Origin of the sequence: Haloarchaeobius sp. HME9146, assembly GCF_025399835.1 — an archaeon.
In the GTDB taxonomy this organism is placed as follows: Archaea; Halobacteriota; Halobacteria; order Halobacteriales; family Natrialbaceae; genus Haloarchaeobius.
The window spans coordinates 2,627,581-2,642,287 of sequence record NZ_JAODVR010000001.1 but is presented as its reverse complement, the minus strand read 5'-3'; the positions used below and the strand labels follow the sequence as shown (position 1 = coordinate 2,642,287).

18 protein-coding genes are annotated in these 14,707 nt (G+C 65.8%); 6 read left to right on the top strand and 12 right to left on the bottom strand.

Annotated elements, in window-relative coordinates; all coding sequences use genetic code 11:
- The first annotated feature begins 96 nt into the window (after positions 1-96).
- Entirely contained in the window at positions 97-489 is a 393-nt protein-coding gene (locus N6C22_RS13665) for an OsmC family protein (RefSeq protein ID WP_261651671.1), read from the top strand.
- 36 nt (positions 490-525) lie between these two features.
- Here N6C22_RS13665 and N6C22_RS13660 read toward each other — a convergent pair whose 3' ends face one another.
- Entirely contained in the window at positions 526-1,377 is an 852-nt protein-coding gene (locus N6C22_RS13660) for a ubiquinol-cytochrome c reductase iron-sulfur subunit (protein ID WP_261651670.1), read from the bottom strand.
- Positions 1,378-1,539: 162 nt separating this feature from the next.
- Here N6C22_RS13660 and N6C22_RS13655 point away from each other — a divergent pair, with 162 nt between their 5' ends.
- Positions 1,540-1,995 (top strand): DUF5799 family protein, encoded by a 456-nt coding sequence (locus N6C22_RS13655; RefSeq protein WP_261651669.1) that lies wholly within the window; start codon positions 1,540-1,542, stop codon positions 1,993-1,995.
- A gap of 6 nt (positions 1,996-2,001) precedes the next feature.
- On the opposite strand, the gene N6C22_RS13650 is transcribed toward N6C22_RS13655, so the two are convergent.
- The gene (locus tag N6C22_RS13650) at positions 2,002-2,145 is read right to left on the bottom strand and encodes a hypothetical protein (protein WP_261651668.1); all 144 of its coding nucleotides are present in this window, start codon (positions 2,143-2,145) and stop codon (positions 2,002-2,004) included.
- 174 nt (positions 2,146-2,319) lie between these two features.
- Here N6C22_RS13650 and N6C22_RS13645 point away from each other — a divergent pair, with 174 nt between their 5' ends.
- Both N6C22_RS13645 and N6C22_RS13640 read left to right on the top strand, forming a co-directional pair.
- Positions 2,320-3,114 carry a class I fructose-bisphosphate aldolase gene (locus N6C22_RS13645; RefSeq protein ID WP_261651667.1) on the top strand — a complete coding sequence of 265 codons (795 nt, stop codon included), beginning with the start codon at positions 2,320-2,322 and terminating at the stop codon, positions 3,112-3,114.
- Positions 3,111-3,971 carry a class 1 fructose-bisphosphatase gene (locus N6C22_RS13640; protein ID WP_261651666.1) on the top strand — a complete coding sequence of 287 codons (861 nt, stop codon included), beginning with the start codon at positions 3,111-3,113 and terminating at the stop codon, positions 3,969-3,971. Before N6C22_RS13645 ends, N6C22_RS13640 begins: the two co-directional genes overlap by 4 nt.
- Here N6C22_RS13640 and N6C22_RS13635 read toward each other — a convergent pair.
- The 9 genes from N6C22_RS13635 to N6C22_RS13595 all read right to left on the bottom strand — a co-directional run bounded on the left by N6C22_RS13635 (position 3,968) and on the right by N6C22_RS13595 (position 11,765).
- Positions 3,968-4,585 carry a class I SAM-dependent methyltransferase gene (locus N6C22_RS13635; protein WP_261651665.1) on the bottom strand — a complete coding sequence of 206 codons (618 nt, stop codon included), beginning with the start codon at positions 4,583-4,585 and terminating at the stop codon, positions 3,968-3,970. The genes N6C22_RS13640 and N6C22_RS13635 overlap by 4 nt on opposite strands.
- An 85-nt stretch (positions 4,586-4,670) precedes the next feature.
- Positions 4,671-5,138 (bottom strand): PTS fructose transporter subunit IIB, encoded by a 468-nt coding sequence (locus tag N6C22_RS13630; protein WP_261651664.1) that lies wholly within the window; start codon positions 5,136-5,138, stop codon positions 4,671-4,673.
- A complete protein-coding gene (ptsP, locus tag N6C22_RS13625; protein ID WP_261651663.1) occupies positions 5,135-6,826 on the bottom strand; it encodes a phosphoenolpyruvate--protein phosphotransferase in 1,692 nt (563 codons plus the stop codon). The genes N6C22_RS13630 and ptsP overlap by 4 nt, the downstream gene beginning before the upstream one ends.
- Positions 6,823-7,104, bottom strand: a complete 282-nt coding sequence (locus tag N6C22_RS13620; protein WP_261651662.1) for an HPr family phosphocarrier protein — start codon at positions 7,102-7,104, stop codon at positions 6,823-6,825. The genes ptsP and N6C22_RS13620 overlap by 4 nt, the downstream gene beginning before the upstream one ends.
- A complete protein-coding gene (locus N6C22_RS13615; RefSeq protein ID WP_261651661.1) occupies positions 7,101-7,571 on the bottom strand; it encodes a PTS sugar transporter subunit IIA in 471 nt (156 codons plus the stop codon). The genes N6C22_RS13620 and N6C22_RS13615 overlap by 4 nt, the downstream gene beginning before the upstream one ends.
- 70 nt (positions 7,572-7,641) lie before the next feature.
- Entirely contained in the window at positions 7,642-8,802 is a 1,161-nt protein-coding gene (locus tag N6C22_RS13610) for a PTS fructose transporter subunit IIC (RefSeq protein ID WP_261652563.1), read from the bottom strand.
- A 128-nt stretch (positions 8,803-8,930) separates the two neighbouring features.
- On the bottom strand, positions 8,931-9,836 hold the full coding sequence (gene pfkB, locus N6C22_RS13605; RefSeq protein WP_261651660.1) for a 1-phosphofructokinase: 906 nt from the start codon (positions 9,834-9,836) through the stop codon (positions 8,931-8,933).
- Complete coding sequence (gene glpR / locus N6C22_RS13600) at positions 9,836-10,600, bottom strand: HTH-type transcriptional regulator GlpR (protein ID WP_261651659.1); 765 nt, start codon at positions 10,598-10,600, stop codon at positions 9,836-9,838. Before glpR ends, pfkB begins: the two co-directional genes overlap by 1 nt.
- A 187-nt stretch (positions 10,601-10,787) precedes the next feature.
- Complete coding sequence (locus N6C22_RS13595; protein WP_261651658.1) at positions 10,788-11,765, bottom strand: isocitrate/isopropylmalate dehydrogenase family protein; 978 nt, start codon at positions 11,763-11,765, stop codon at positions 10,788-10,790.
- A gap of 462 nt (positions 11,766-12,227) precedes the next feature.
- Between N6C22_RS13595 and N6C22_RS13590 the strand changes: the two genes are divergently transcribed.
- Positions 12,228-12,803 carry a hypothetical protein gene (locus N6C22_RS13590; RefSeq protein ID WP_261651657.1) on the top strand — a complete coding sequence of 192 codons (576 nt, stop codon included), beginning with the start codon at positions 12,228-12,230 and terminating at the stop codon, positions 12,801-12,803.
- 58 nt (positions 12,804-12,861) lie between these two features.
- Positions 12,862-14,115, top strand: coding sequence for an acyl-CoA thioester hydrolase/BAAT C-terminal domain-containing protein (locus tag N6C22_RS13585; RefSeq protein WP_261651656.1), 1,254 nt, complete (start codon positions 12,862-12,864; stop codon positions 14,113-14,115).
- 39 nt (positions 14,116-14,154) lie between these two features.
- Here N6C22_RS13585 and N6C22_RS13580 read toward each other — a convergent pair whose 3' ends face one another.
- Positions 14,155-14,613, bottom strand: a complete 459-nt coding sequence (locus tag N6C22_RS13580) for an SRPBCC family protein (RefSeq protein WP_261651655.1) — start codon at positions 14,611-14,613, stop codon at positions 14,155-14,157.
- Between the last annotated feature and the right edge of the window lie 94 nt (positions 14,614-14,707).

Genomic DNA, 14,707 nt, shown 5'->3' with positions numbered 1-14,707 from the left:
AGGGTCAACACGCGCGCTCGCTCCGCGTCCGAGACGGCGACAGCAACCACCGGGAGGCCAACGCTTACCCCGCTTCCGTGAGATGTACTTAACGCAATGTCCAAGGAAGTCCGTACCATCTCCGAGGAGGGGTTCAGCGCGACGAACGAAATTCGCGACTTCGAGACCAGCATCGACGCGACCGGTGAGGCCGCACCGGACACACTCGAGAGCCTGCTGGCCTCCTACGCGGCGTGTTTCGTGCCCGCGCTCCGCGTCGCCGCCGAGCAGCGCAAGGCCGGCGACCTCGGCCGTGTCGAGATCCACACCACCGGTGACCTCAACGACGACGACAAACTCGACGCCATCACGTTCGACGTGCAGGTCGAGAACGAGGTCGGCGACAAGGCCGACGCCGTCGTCGAGCGAGCAGAGGCCCTCTGTAAGGTCCACGACGCGCTCAAGGAGAGCCTGCACGCGACGGTCGAACTCGAAGACGGCGCGTTCTAACCGGTTTCGGTCGGCCGCCCCGGCCGTGTTGCGGTCTTACTCGTCAGGCCGCGGCAACGCGATGTACGTCTTCTCGACGATGTCGAACGGGTCGTACACCGACTGGTGACAGCCGCAGTAGCTCTTGTTCGCCGCACCGAACTTCGGCGCGTCGCCGCTGTCTTTGAACCCGGGGATGCAACAGAAGTGTGTGCACTTGTTCATGAAGGCGAGACAGCCCTTTACCGTCGAGGCGGCGACCCAGTCGTCCTCCTTCGCGGCTTCCTCGATGAGCGGGCTCCGGATGACCTGCACGGCGAGGCTCTCTTCTGCGGGAACCGAGTCCGCGTGGGAACGCCAGTTGCAGTCGGCGGGTTTGCCGTACCCCGGGTCACCGATGTGGTTCGTCCAGTCCTCGTAGGGCACGAAGTCCTCGGGGTGGACCTTCTCCCCGCCTTCGACCGCCTGGCGCTGCCAGTCGTACGTCGTCGCGGGTTCGTACCGGAGGTAGTTGTCGTGGTCCGAGTCGGGCTGGATGTTGCGGTACGTCTGGACGCCGCAGTACTGGAACCAGCGCGAGGAGTAGGTGACGCCGGCGATCTCGGTCTCGGCGACGGTGATCTCGGTGCCGTCTTCGAGCGTTCTGGTCTCGGCCTCGGGCCAGACACCCTTGAGGTAGCCGTCCTCGTCCGTTTCGAGCGGTATCTGGGGAAGGCCGCGCGGGGCGGGGCCGTCGGTGTTCCGGATGGCACGGTAGGTCACTGACCCGCCGCCCTTGCCCACGTCGGTCGTGCTGCTGTTCACTGCGGCCGCGCCGGCAGTCGTGATGGCTGCCATGGAGGAGCCACCGACGACGCCTTTGACGAACCGTCGTCTATCGGTCTCTGGAGGGTACTTGTCTTCGTCCATGGGGACCAGTTCCCGGTTCCAGTGTCAGAACCACTAAACGACTGCCTGATTGTCGCGGTCGGCCAACTGGCAGAATAATTTTATACCGTGCCTGACAAACCATTGGGGTTGCGTCCTCGGCGAGACACAATTCTGATACGGGCCGTCCCCGAACTATCGGGTATGGCTAACTGGCAGGACACTATCGTGGGCGACCGGATGACCGTCGACAAGGAGTTCAATCAGGAGGTGCTCGACTCCGAGTTCTCGAACCAGGAGTGGGACCTCATCATGAGCGCCATCGAGTTCGAGATAGAGAACCCCGAGAACCCGGAGGAGGCTCGTATCGTCGCGAACGACGAGAAACTCTCGGCGGTCATCCCGGAACTGGAGAAGATATCACAGCAGATGCAGGGCATGGGTGGGGCCCCCGGTGGTTCCGGTGGGAGCAGTGGCGGCGGTGGCGGTCTGTTCGACTCCGTGAAAAGTGCGCTCGGGATGGGTGGCGGCGGTAAGAAGCGCGAAGCCGAGCGGACCGAAGCGGCGAGCAAGCTCGCGAGCGAGTACGCGGAGACGCTCCAGGCACACCTCGAATCGAAGGGCAAGTGGGACTCGGTGTGCGCCCGGGCAGAGAAATAGAGAGAATCAGTCCCCTGCGTGGAACAGGGTCCGTTCGCTCGCCTCGTAGATGTTGATGAGCTCGGTGATGAGCTCGTCGTCTGTCTCGTCCTCCTCGCGGAGGCGGTCGAGTCGCTCCTGGGTCTTCTCGGAGATCTCGATGGTCGGCATACGGGTAGAGATACGGCTGCAGAGGGGTTAAGCGCGGTGCCGAGGCCGAATTGGTCTCGGTTTCGGACGGTCAGACCGGACAGCAGGTTTCGAAACCAGCCCTATTACAGACAGAGACAATAGTAAACAAACATATTCAAAAACTGTTTTTGTTTGTTTCCCGTCGGTCGTGCTATGCAGCCACAAGTGGACTCGGCGCTGACGAGAGACGGCAAGGCAATCATCCTCGCACACGACCACGGGCTCGAACACGGGCCGACGGCGTTCGACGGTGTCGAGGCACGACTCAACCCTGAGACGGTGTTCGAGATGGCGACCCACGACGCGGTGACGGGCTTCGCCGTCCAGAAGGGGCTCGCGGAGACGTACTATCCCTCGTACGACGACAGCGTCTCGTTGCTCGCGAAATTGAACGGGTCGAGCAGCCTGTGGGAGGGCGAGCCATACGCCCCACCGACGTGTTCCGTGGAGTACGCGGCCGAACTCGGTGCCGACGCGGTCGGCTACACGGTCTATCCCGGGACGAACCGCGAACCCGAGATGTTCGCGGACTTCCGCGAGGTGCAGGAGGCAGCCCGCGAGTACGACCTCCCGGTCGCGATGTGGTCCTACCCGCGCGGGCAGGCCATCAAGGAGCACCGCAAACCGGGTACCATCGCGTACGCGACCCGCGTGGCACTAGAACTGGGTGCGGACCTGGCGAAGGTGAAGTACCCGCGCTCGCCCGAGGCGATGGCCTGGGCGTGTGATTCGGCCGCCGACATGCCGGTCGTCCTCAGCGGGGGCTCGAAAACGAGCGCCCGGGAGTTCCTCGAACTCGTCGAGACGGCGATGGAGGCCGGGGCGTCGGGCCTTGCGGTGGGCCGGAACGTCTGGCAGGCCGACGAGCCGCACGCGCTCCTCGACGCGCTCGAACAGGTGGTGTTCGAGGGCGAGTCCGCGGCCAACGCTGCCAGCGCACTCGAATGACCACGGGCGTCGCAGCGGTCCTCGACGCCGTCGCTGCCGCCGAGCCGGCCATCCGCAGGGCGCTCGCGACCAGTCGCGGCGATTCCGCGGCTATGGTCTCGGCAGGCGAGAACCCCTCCGGCGACCACACCATCGCGGCCGACGACCGGGTCGACGCACTGCTCCACGACCGGCTGACGGCGCTCGATGCGGTCGGTGCCTACGCCAGCGAAGAACGCGAATCGGTCGTCGACTGTGGGACAGGTTTCTCCGTCACGGTTGACCCGGTCGACGGCTCCTCGAACCTCGCGTCGAACAACCTCGTCGGAACCGTCGTCGGCGTGTACGATGCGCCCTTGCCCGCGAAGGGAACGACTCTCGTCGCCAGCGCGGTTGTCCGGTACGGCCCGCTGACGACGATGACGGTCGCTCACGAGGGGGAGGCAACAGAGTGGGTCGTTCGCGATGGGGAGCGGGTCGCGCCCAGTCAGGTGACGCTTCCGGACGAGGCTACCGTCGTGGGACTCGACGGCGTCGGAACCATCGACCGGACCGACGATGGGATGCCGGCCAGCGTGCTCGATCTGGCGGGCGAGGTCGGCCTCAAACTCCGGTACACCGGCGCGATGGTCGCGGACATGGGACACCTGCTGGCCAACGGCGGCCTGCTGTGCTACCCCGAACACGAGGGGCGGCCCAACGGCGTGTTGCGGCTCCAGTACGAGTCGAACCCCGTTGCCCACATCGTCGAGTGCGCGGGCGGGGCAGCGACCGACGGGAGACAGCGGTTGCTCGACCGTGAGCCTGGAGAACTGCACGAGCGTGTCCCGACGATTCTGGGGACGCCCGAACTGGTCGATGCGTTGACCGAGAACTAATCCTCGCTCGCGGGACGCACGTCACCCGCGAGGACGCTGATCCATGCTAGCGGCGGCTCGGTGTCCGGCACTTCTTCTATCTCGATGTCCACGCAGTCGAACCCGTTCTCCGCGAACAGCCGTCGCACCTCCGCTGGCGTGTATCGCTCGAAGTACCGGCCATCCTCGCTGTAGCCGCTCTCCTCGCCGCGCTTGAGCGACGCGAACACGACGCCGTCCGGGGCGAGGACCCGTCGGAACTCCTGGAGCGTCGCAGGAACGTCCTCGCGCGGGACGTGAAGCAGGGAGGCAGAGCTCCAGACGCCGTCGAAGGCATCGTCACGGAAGGGGAGCCAGCGCATGTCGCCGTGAGCGGCGCGAGCCTCGGGGACTTGCTCGCGTACCGTCTCGAGGAACGGCCGGGTCCGGTCGAATCCCGTCACCTCGAAGCCGCGCTCGGCGAACACCGTCGAGTCGGCACCGGGCCCGCAACCGACGTCGAGGACCCGTTCACCGGCGAGGGCTTCGAAGAACCGCTGCCCGTACAGTGCCGCGACCGATTCCGATCGGTACTTCTCGACGAACGCCGCGGTGTCACCCTCGTACACGCTCGCAGTTCGGGAGACCTCGTCCATACCGGCGTGTCAGATGGCTGGTGGAAAAGCGTATCGACTCCGCGGGTAGGGCTCCGACCAGAAGACGGGAACGAATCGGGCGAACTCAGGAGAAGAGCCGCTTGAGCCGCGCGAACAGCCCCTTCGAGCGGTCGCCGCCCTTCGGGCGCTGGGTGGGCTCGGTGTCGGTCGTGGTTGCATCCGTGGTGTCGGTCGTGGCCGTCTCGGATTCGGCAGCCTCGTCTCCAGCTGCCTCCGCCGAGCCAGCGCCGTCGACCTCCGCCTGGGCCTGCTCGATGAGTCCCTCGGGGTCGTTGACCGCGTCTTTCACGGTTCCCTTGACGAGGGGCTTTCCCTCGAATCGGTCGCGGCTGACGGCCGTATCTGCGGCGATGATGACCGCGTCAGCCGCGTCGATCTCCGCGGCCGTGAGCTCGTTCTCCGCGCCCATCGCGCCCTGGACCTCGACCTTGATCTCGTGGCCGAGTTCCGGCGCTGTCTGTTCGAGGTTCTCTGCTGCCATCTGGCTGTGTGCGATTCCGGTCGGACAGGACGTGACTGCGACGAGTTTCATGGTGAATCGTTGGTGGTGGTGGGCACTTGGTCTTTGGTCTGTGCTGACAATGCACGTTCTGCGAGGGCGGCGGCGTTGTCGTCGGTGACGGCTTCGACGCCCGCCTTCACTGCGGGGACGGTGACGGCGCTCATGCTCAGTTCGTCGAGGCCGAGCCCGACGAGCAGTTCCGTGACTTCGGGGTCACCGGCCATCTCGCCGCACATGCCGACCCAGGCGTCGTTCGCGTGGGCGGCCTCGACGGTCCGCTTGATCGCGCGCAGGACTGGCGGATGGAGCGGGTCGTGGAGGTCCGCGACGCGGTCGTTCTCGCGGGCCGCGGCCATGACGTACTGCGTGAGGTCGTTCGTTCCGAGGCTGAGGAAGTCGACCCGGCTGGCGAGTTCGTCCGCGAGGAACACGGCTCCGGGGGTCTCTATCATGACCCCGAGTTCGGGAACCTCGTAGGCGATACCCGCTGATTCGAGGTCCGATGCGACCGACTCGACCCGCGCCAAGACGGTGTCGAGTTCCTCGACGGTCGCGACCATGGGGAACATGACCGCGAGGTCCCCGTCGCCAACAGCGGCCGCTCGCATGAGCGCGCGCAACTGCGTCTCGAACAGGTCGGTGTCGCGCCCGAGCGACCGGCGGACGCCGCGCTCGCCGAGGAATGGGTTGTCTTCGTCGGGCTGATCGAGGTACGGGATGGGCTTGTCGCCACCCACGTCGAGCGTCCGGACCACGACGCGCCCCTCGGGGAAGGCGTCGAGCGCCTCGGAGTACACGTCGGCCTGTTCGTCTTCGGTTGGCGGGGCGGTGCGGTCCAGAAACAGGAACTCCGTTCTGAACAACCCGATGCCGTCCGCGCCCTGTTCGACTGCACCGTCCAGTTCCGCGAGTGTGCCGAGGTTCGCCGCAACCTCGACGGGAGTTCCGTCGGCGGTCGTGACCGGGTCCGGGCGGAGTTCGACCGTCTCCGTCTGTTCGGCCGCGGTCCGGGTCTCCTCGTCGGGGTCGACGACGAGCGTTCCGTCGTCGCCGTTCACGACGACGGTCGCTCCCTCTTCGACTTCGCTGAGCTGGTCGCCCAGCCCGACGATGGCCGGGATGGCGAGCGACCGAGCGAAGATGGCGGCGTGGGATGTACGACCGCCTTCGACCGTCGCGAAGCCGGCCACGCGGTCGGAATCGAGTTGGGCCGTGTCGCTCGGCGTGAGTCGCTCCGCGAGCAGGACCGTGCCCTCGGGGACGTCCCCGAGGTCGACCCGGTCGCCATCGGTCAGGAGGCGGACCAGGCGGTCGCGGATGTCCCGCAGGTCGTCCGCGCGCTCGGCCATCATGCCGTCCATGCCCTCGAACTGGGCGATGGGGTCTTCGAACCCGGCGACGACAGCGTGTTCGGCGGGTAGTCCCTCGTCGATGGCGTCGTCGACGGCGTCGACCAGCTGTGGGTCGTCGAGGAACTGCAGGTGTGCGTCGAACACTTCGGCCTCCTCGTCGCCGATGCGCTCGCGGGTCTGCTCGCGCTCAGTTTCGAGTTCTTCCCGTGCGGTCTGGCGGGCGTCTGCGACGCGCTCGCGCTCGGCGTCCGCGTCGACCGTCTCCGGATCGGGCGGCTCGTCCAGGCTCGCGTCCGGGTCGTACCACACGACGGTGCCGACCCCGGACCGGGGCGTGGCACCGACGCCGTCGAGTCGCCAGCTCATGCGTCCTGTTCGGCCTCCGGCGTGGAGAGGACGGTTTCGAGCGCGTCGAGCGCCTCATCGGCGTCGGCCCCCTCGGCAGTCAGTTTCACGGAATCGCCACAGGCCACACCGAGACTCGTCACGCCGAGCATGCTCCGGGCATCGACCGGGTCGGTGTCGCCATCGACGGGCTGGACCGTCACGTCGGCCTTGTGCTCGTTCGCGGCCTCGACGAACTTCGCGGCGGGTCGGGCGTGCAGGCCGTCGGCGGGGACGACCTCGACGATTCGTTCGCTCATTCGACCGCCTCCACGACCACGTCGACCACTTTGTCGGGTGACTCGGCGTCGTACAGCGCCTCACGTACGTCGTCGTGCATGAGCGCCCGCGAGAGGCTGCTCAGGATGCTGAGGTGGTCCTGGCTCCCGCTCTCGGGGACCAGTATCATGAATATCAGGTGTGCCGGTTCGCCGTCCATCGCGTCGAAGTCGATGCCGGCCTCGGAGCGGAGGAACGCGAGCGTCGGTTCGGAGACGGCGTCGGTCTTCGCGTGCGGGATACCGATTCCCTTGCCGACGCCGGTCGTCGTCTCCTCCTCGCGAGCGAGGAGCGCGTCGAGGGCTGCGTCCCGGTCGTCGACACGACCGGTTTCGACCACGAGGTCGAGCAGCGTCTCGATACAGTCGTGCTTGTCGGTGGGTTCGGTGGTCAGGGCGACGGTGTCGGTCGTCAGTATCTCTCGGATGTCGGGTTGTGGCTGTTGCATGGTATCGTATCGTATTGCGTGTACGTGAAATGGGCCAATCGGGCGGTCGTTGGTAGTTTATCTTCGATTTTCAGTCCGAGGGCTGTGCGTCACCCTCTGCTCTGCTCTCTGCCATGCGCTCTTCGTAGTCGGGCTTGATGAGCGTCGCGACGGCCGCGGTGGTGAGCGACCCCAGCACCACGCAGGCGAGGAACAGCAGCGGACTATTCGACAGCAGGAAGACGAAGATGCCGCCGTGGGGAGCGGGCATCGTCACGCCCAGTGCCATCGAAGTTGCGCCCGCGACCGCACTGCCGGCGATGATGCTCGGGATGACCCGGAGCGGGTCGGCCGCTGCGTAGGGAATCGCCCCTTCCGTGATGAACGACGCCCCGAGGACGAGGCCGCTCTTGGCGTTCTCGTACATCTCCTCGGAGTACTTGTGGGGAGCGATGAGGTTCGAGAGTGCCATGCCGATGGGCGGGGTCATCCCCGCGATCATCACCGCGGCCATCGGCTTGGTGACGGCACCGCCCTCGGCGGCGATGAGACCGACCGCGAAGACGTACGCGACCTTGTTCACCGGGCCGCCCATGTCGAACGCCATCATCCCACCCAGGATGAGGCCGAGGACGATGGCCGTGCCGCCCTGCATGCTCGACAGGAACGAGGTCAGCGCGTCGTTCACGATGGCGACCGGGACCCCGAGCGCGAACAGGACGACGGGCGTGAGCACCGCCGTCGAGACGACCGGGATGATGAGCACCGGCATCATCGGCTTGACCGCCTTCGGTACGTCCAGGTTCTTGAACCACCGGACGACGAGGCCGACCACGAGACCGACCACGATGGCCCCGAGGTAGCCCGCGGGCTTGCCCCCCGCGTTCAGTCCGATGAGCTTGCCGGTCTGTTCGATGACGGCCGGCTGCTGGATGATGTACGTCAGGATGAACGCGGGTGCGAGTGCCGGTCTATCGGCGATGGCGTACGCGATGTACGCGCCGAGTATCGGCACCATGAACGTGAGCCCTGCCCCGCCGATTTGGACGAGGTACCAGTCCAGCGTGCCGGGCTGGCTCGCCAGGTTCTCGATCGCCGGCGTGCCCGGGACGAATTCGGTGGCTGCGAACCCGAGCGCGATGAAGATACCGCCGATGGTGACGAACGGTATCATGAACGAGACACCCGTCATCAGGTGTTCCTTGACGTTCGTTACGTGTGTTCTGAGCGCCCCCTCTGCCGTGTCCTTCATTGCCATGAGTGTGTCCATCACAATAGTTCAGATACGGTTCAAAAGTACTTTCGAATATTTTCGTTTATGTTTGTTTTGGGCTGAAACATCGCCAGAAGGGCGAATCTCGGGCACACGCGCTCTACCCATCAGTGGACCGTGACCGAGACGTGCTCGGCGTCCGTCGGCAGGTCGGCAAGAGAGGGGATGCTCGTTCCCGCCACGGCAACCACCTTCGACGCGACGGCGACCCCTTCTCCCAGGGCCTGCCGGGGAGAGACCCCGCGGTCGAGCGCGGCCAGCACGCCGGACAGCAGTGCATCACCTGCGCCGACGGTATCCACCACGTCCACGTCGAGTGCGGGTGCGTGGTACGTCCCATCGGACGAGGCGAGGACAGCTCCATCCGACCCGAGTGACGCGACGACCGTCTCGAACCCTTCCTCACGGAAGGCTTCAGCCGCGGCGGCACACTCGTCGACCGTCCCAACGGGCATCTCGGTCGCGGCAGCGAGCTCGGCCCGGTTCGGCTTGCAGAGTGCGTAGTTCGCGTCCAGGCTCTGCAGTGTCGCCCCGCCCACGTCGACGACTGTCTGCCAGTCGCCCGCGCGACTGATGGCGTCTATCGCGTCGGTCGTGAGGCCCGGCGGGAGGCTGCCAGCCACGACGACCAGCTCTGGCTCGTGGTGCTCGATGGTCTCGATGACGGCGTCGATGGCCTCGACGCCGACGGTCGGGCCGTTCTGGTTCACCTTGTACTCTTCTTCTCCCAGAACCGTCGTGTTCAGACGGGTGAGGCCGTCGATATCGACGAAGTCCTGCGGGATTCCGTCGGCGGCGAGGCGTTCACGGACGAACTCACCGAGGAACCCACCGAGGACACCGGTCGCGACGGTCTCGCGACCCAACTCGACGAGATACTTCGAGACGTTGATGCCCTTCCCCCCGGCGTCGTACCGGGCCGACCCCGCCCGGTGGACAGTGTCGGGGGTGAACGCCTCGTCGACCGTGACGGTGTGGTCGACGGCCGGATTCAGGGTGACCGTGAGTATCATCAGGCGACCTCCGTCACGAGTCTGACGCCCGCGGCGTAGAACGCCTCGCGCTGTTCGTCGGTGAGCTCGGCGTCGGTCACGAACACGTCCACATCGTCGAGGGTGGCGAACTGGACGAAACTTCTGTCCCCGAGTTTGGTGCTGTCGGCACAGAGCACGACGGTCTCCGCACAGCCAACCATCTGTTCTTTGATGCGTGCTTCGTCCTCGTTGGGTGTGGTCAGCCCCGCCTCGACGTCGACCGCGTTCGTCCCCAGGAACAGCAAGTCGAAGTTCATGCGCTCCATGAAGCGCTCCGCGCTCGGGCCGACGAGCGCTCGGGTCCGCTCGCGGAGCGTCCCGCCCGTGAGTTTGACCTCGTTCTCGTCTTTCCCGAGTTCGAGCGCCAGCAAGGGCGAGTTCGTGACGGTGAGAACCGACCCGTCCTTGGGCGTCTGTTTCGCGACCTCCATCGTCGTCGTCCCGGAGTCGAAGCAGACCACTTGCCCTTCGACGATCTCCTCGACGGCGCGGGCGGCGATGGCCATCTTCTCCTCTAAGTTCTGGACCTCTCGCTGCCCGTAGGTCTGTTCGCGCCCGACGGTTGTCACCGGGACCGCCCCACCGTGGGAGCGTTCTATCATCCCGTCATCTTCGAGTTGCTGGAGGTCGCGCCGGACGGTCGCCTTCGAGAAGCCGAAGTGGTCCGCGAGTTCCTGCACGGAGCACCCGTCCTGGGCCGATACGAGTTCCACGATCTTTCGTTTTCTCTCTGCAGGTAGCATACTGTCCTCTTGAGTTCCTATTCGTGTGTGGTGACTGCACGGATTTAATTGTTTGTGCCGGATAGTGTGTTTGTTTCTGAATAGAAAGGCCGAATCTTTCTCGATTGTGTGAACTGATAGCATGGAGTATCGGACAGCAACAGCTGCCCAGCCCTTGCGATGCAGCAGAAAGAGAACTGGTGTCGGTCTACAGGCGCTCGACGATGCCCGCGGTGACCTCTTCGGTGCTGGCGTCGCCGCCGAGGTCGGGGGTGGTCGGGCCTTCCTCGAGGACGCTCTCGACTGCGTCACGAACAGCCTGCCCCTCCTCGTCGTAGCCGAGGTACTCCAGCAGCATGGCGGCGGAGAGGATGGTCGCCGACGGGTTGGCGACGCCCTCACCGGCGATGTCGGGGGCGGTCCCGTGGACCGGCTCGAACAGGGCGTTCTCCGGGCCGATGTTGGCGCTCGGGAGCAGGCCGAGGCCGCCCACGAGGCCAGCCGCGAGGTCCGAGAGCACGTCGCCCGCGAGGTTCGGGCAGACGACGACATCGAACTGCGTCGGGTCGAGACAGATGTGGGTCGCGAAGGCGTCCATCAGGACCTCCTCGGTCTCGACACCGTTCGACTCGGCCACGTCGACGACGGTGTCGCGGAAGCGCCCGTCGGTCTCGCGCATGACGTTTGCCTTGTGGGCGACGTGGAAGCTGTCCATGTCGCGCTCGTCGACGTACTCGCAGGCGTACTCGGCGAGCTGGGCCGAAGCCGACGAGGTGACGACGCGGGTCAGCGTCGAGAGATCGTCGGAGAGACGGTCTTCGTGGCCGGAGTAGACGCCTTCGGTGTTCTCGCGCAGGAAGACGAGGTCCGTCTCGGGGCGGAGCGCGTCCACGCCCGGGTACGCGCGGGCAGGGCGCACGTTCACGAACGAGTCCACGATGTCGCGCAGCGGGAGGATGACGTCTGCTGCGGTCTCGCCGGCTGCGCCGAACAGCGTCGCGTCAGCCTGTGCCGCGAGTTCGCGTGTCTCCGGCGGGAGTGCGTCGCCGGTCTCTGCTTTCGTGGCGTCGCCCGCTTCACCGTACTCGAATTCGAAGTTGCCGACCGCGTCCAGTACTTCGATGGCGGCCGGGACGACCTCCTGTCCGATACCGTCGCCGGGGATGACGGCGATGTGTTCGCTCATTGCTCGCGATGACGGTACAATGGGTGGAAAGGGATTCGGTATCGGCAGATGTTCTCCGGGTCGGCAGCCGTGAGGGTGCGCCCCACCTGTCAGGCGAGCAGCACCCCAAGACTTTTATCCCCGGGCATCGAATTATTAAACGCAGAAGCAGTGCAAAATTAAATCGCCAGTTACTTGTATCAGTCTCCAGTAGCTACTTCTCCGGAGCGCGAGTCTCCGGTGTTCGGCCAGCACAGGGCCGAACGCGAGCGTGATCACGACAGCGACACCGACCACCGAGCGACTGCCAATCCGAAATTCGACAGGACACATGAGAGACATCTCTCCCGATTCCAGGTCCCCAGCTGACGCCCGCCCGCTGACCGACCGCGAACGAAGAGACCGGACCGTCGTTTCTGACGTCCACCCGTTCCTCCACCGATGACAGGCGAACCGCCCGCGAACCACCGACACTCCCAACACATGTCCGAGTACGCCACACCCACCGAGACCGACGTACCGCCCACGTTCGACCAGTTCACCGACCTGCAATCGCTCGCCGACGAGGTCGGCGCCGACTACCGAGAGACGCCCAACGACCACGAGGGGAAGGACCACTGCGAGGCCGACTATGCGGGCCGCGCCATCGCCGGAATCATCGACGAACAGGGTCGAATCCTGCTCATGGTCCACGAGCCATCTGGCACCCCGCTCATGCCGAACGTGAAGGTCGAGCCGGACGAGGACTGGCTCCCGTCAGCACTCGCCGAAATCGAACACCTCACCGGCGTCGCCGTCGAGTTCGCCAGAACCGAGCGCCTCCGCCGGGTTGACCATCGTGTCGAGGGCTCCGAGGAGGTGTTCGAGTCGACGACCCACGTCGTCTTCCGGGCCGTGCCAGTGGCGGGTCCAGCGGACCGCCCCGACCCCCAGCTGAACCCCGAGGCTATCGAGAACGACGACGTCGAGCCCGACGACTTCATCGTCGACTGGTTCGACGAGATTCCGGGCGACGAGTCGGGGATGGTCGAGGCCGACGCCCGACTGCTCCTCGAGTGACCACTGACCGACCTGGACAGGACCAGCACCGCCTGCAGAGAACCGGCCTCCCTTCGATATGACAGACAACGTGATTACCGACGACCCAGGTACCGAAACCGACACCGACGACCCCAAAACCACCCTCACGATTCACGCTCCCGACACCAGTCGCAACGACGAGCCCGTCGCGATTCGACTGGCCGGTCTCGACCCCGACGAGCACGTCACGTTCACCGCTTCCCTCACGGCCGACGACGGCGTCGAGTGGTACTCGAAACTGACGTTCCAGGCCGACGACGACGGCACGGTCGACCTGACCGAGCACGCGCCCGAGTCCGGCAGCTACGACGGCTGCGAACCGATGGGCTGGCTCTGGGCGATGGACAACGACGCCGACGAGGCCTACCCCGTACTCGGGGAAGACCCGCGCGTCGCCACCGACCTTCGGGCGAGCACCGACGACGCGGCGGCCACCCGGACTATCACCCGCACCCTGTACGACCCCGGAATCACCAGCCGGCCCGTCGACCGCGACGACCTCGTCGGGACCCTGTTCGAACCCCCAGGAGACGGCCCGCACCCGGCCATCCTCGACCTCCACGGGTCTGCCGGCCGCCTCAGCACCCGCCGTGCGAAACTGCTCGCCGACAAGGGCTATGCCACCCTCGCCCTCGACTACTTCGGCGAGGGGGACCCCATCCCCGACGACCACCGGAACGTCCCCCTGGAGTACTTCGATTCTGCACGGGAGTGGCTCCGCGAGCAACCGGGAATCGATGCCGAGCGCATCGGCGCGTTCGGCGTCTCGCGTGGGGCCGAACTCGCCCTGCTGCTCGGCGCTCGCCGGGACTGGGTCGGCGTCGTCATCTCCTACGCGGGGAGCGGCCTCGCGTGGGACACGCCCTCCGGCGAGCCGGCGTGGACAGACGGTGGTGAGCCGGTTCCCCACATCGTCGCGCAGGACACACCGGGCGAGACCGTCGAGAAGGGTATCGACGACGAGGAAATCGAACGTGTCGCCACGAGAGTCGAGAACATGAACGGGCCGGTGTTGCTCCTGTCTGGTGGCGATGACCCTGTGTGGCAATCCCGGTACCTCGCCGAAATCGCCATCGAACGCCTCGACCGCCACGAGTTCGCACACCCCTCCGAGCACCGGACCTACGACGGCGTCGGCCACTACATCGGCACGCCATACCAGCCGCTCTCCGGTGTCGGGCCTGCCGAGGTCGCGAATGCCACAGCACGTGCTGGCGAGGATTCGTGGCCGCGGGTGCTGGAGTATCTCGAGAAGGGGCTCGTGTCGGCACGAGGCACTCCCGACGTATGACCGAAGTTGCGGGTCGACCGCGAGAAATTACGGCGCTGGTCAGGGCGCGTCGACGTCACCGGACTCGAGTATCGCCTTGAGGTTCTCCCCCTCCTCTGTCATGTGTTCCCTGACGGCGTCGAACTCCCGCCGGTTGAGGCGCGCACCGATCGGCCCGGTCCGGACCTTGATCCGTTGCGTGACGTCACAGCCGTCCTCGTGAGACTCGAAGGTGAAGCTGATAGACGGCATGAGGAGCCCGACGAGCAGCGAGGTCGGCTTGAACTCGATGTACCGGTCCGGGTCGACCTCGACGAATCGCACCGTCTTCTGCTGGGTCTTCCCGCCGATGTGCTCCTCGAAGTACGCTTCCGCTCCCGCTTCCAGCCCGTCCCCATCGACCCACCTGAACTCGACGTGGTCCGGGTGCCATCGCTCGTAGTTCGCGTCCATCCGTTCGAAGAACCGGTAGACGTCGCCCGGGGACGCGTGTACCCTCGTCGTTTCCGTCAACAACATACCCATGTTACAGGATGGCACGCGGGGAGATAGCTGTTCGTCCGGAATCACGGTCGATTCCCTCCGGTCAGTCGAAAACGTGAGTAAGTCCCCA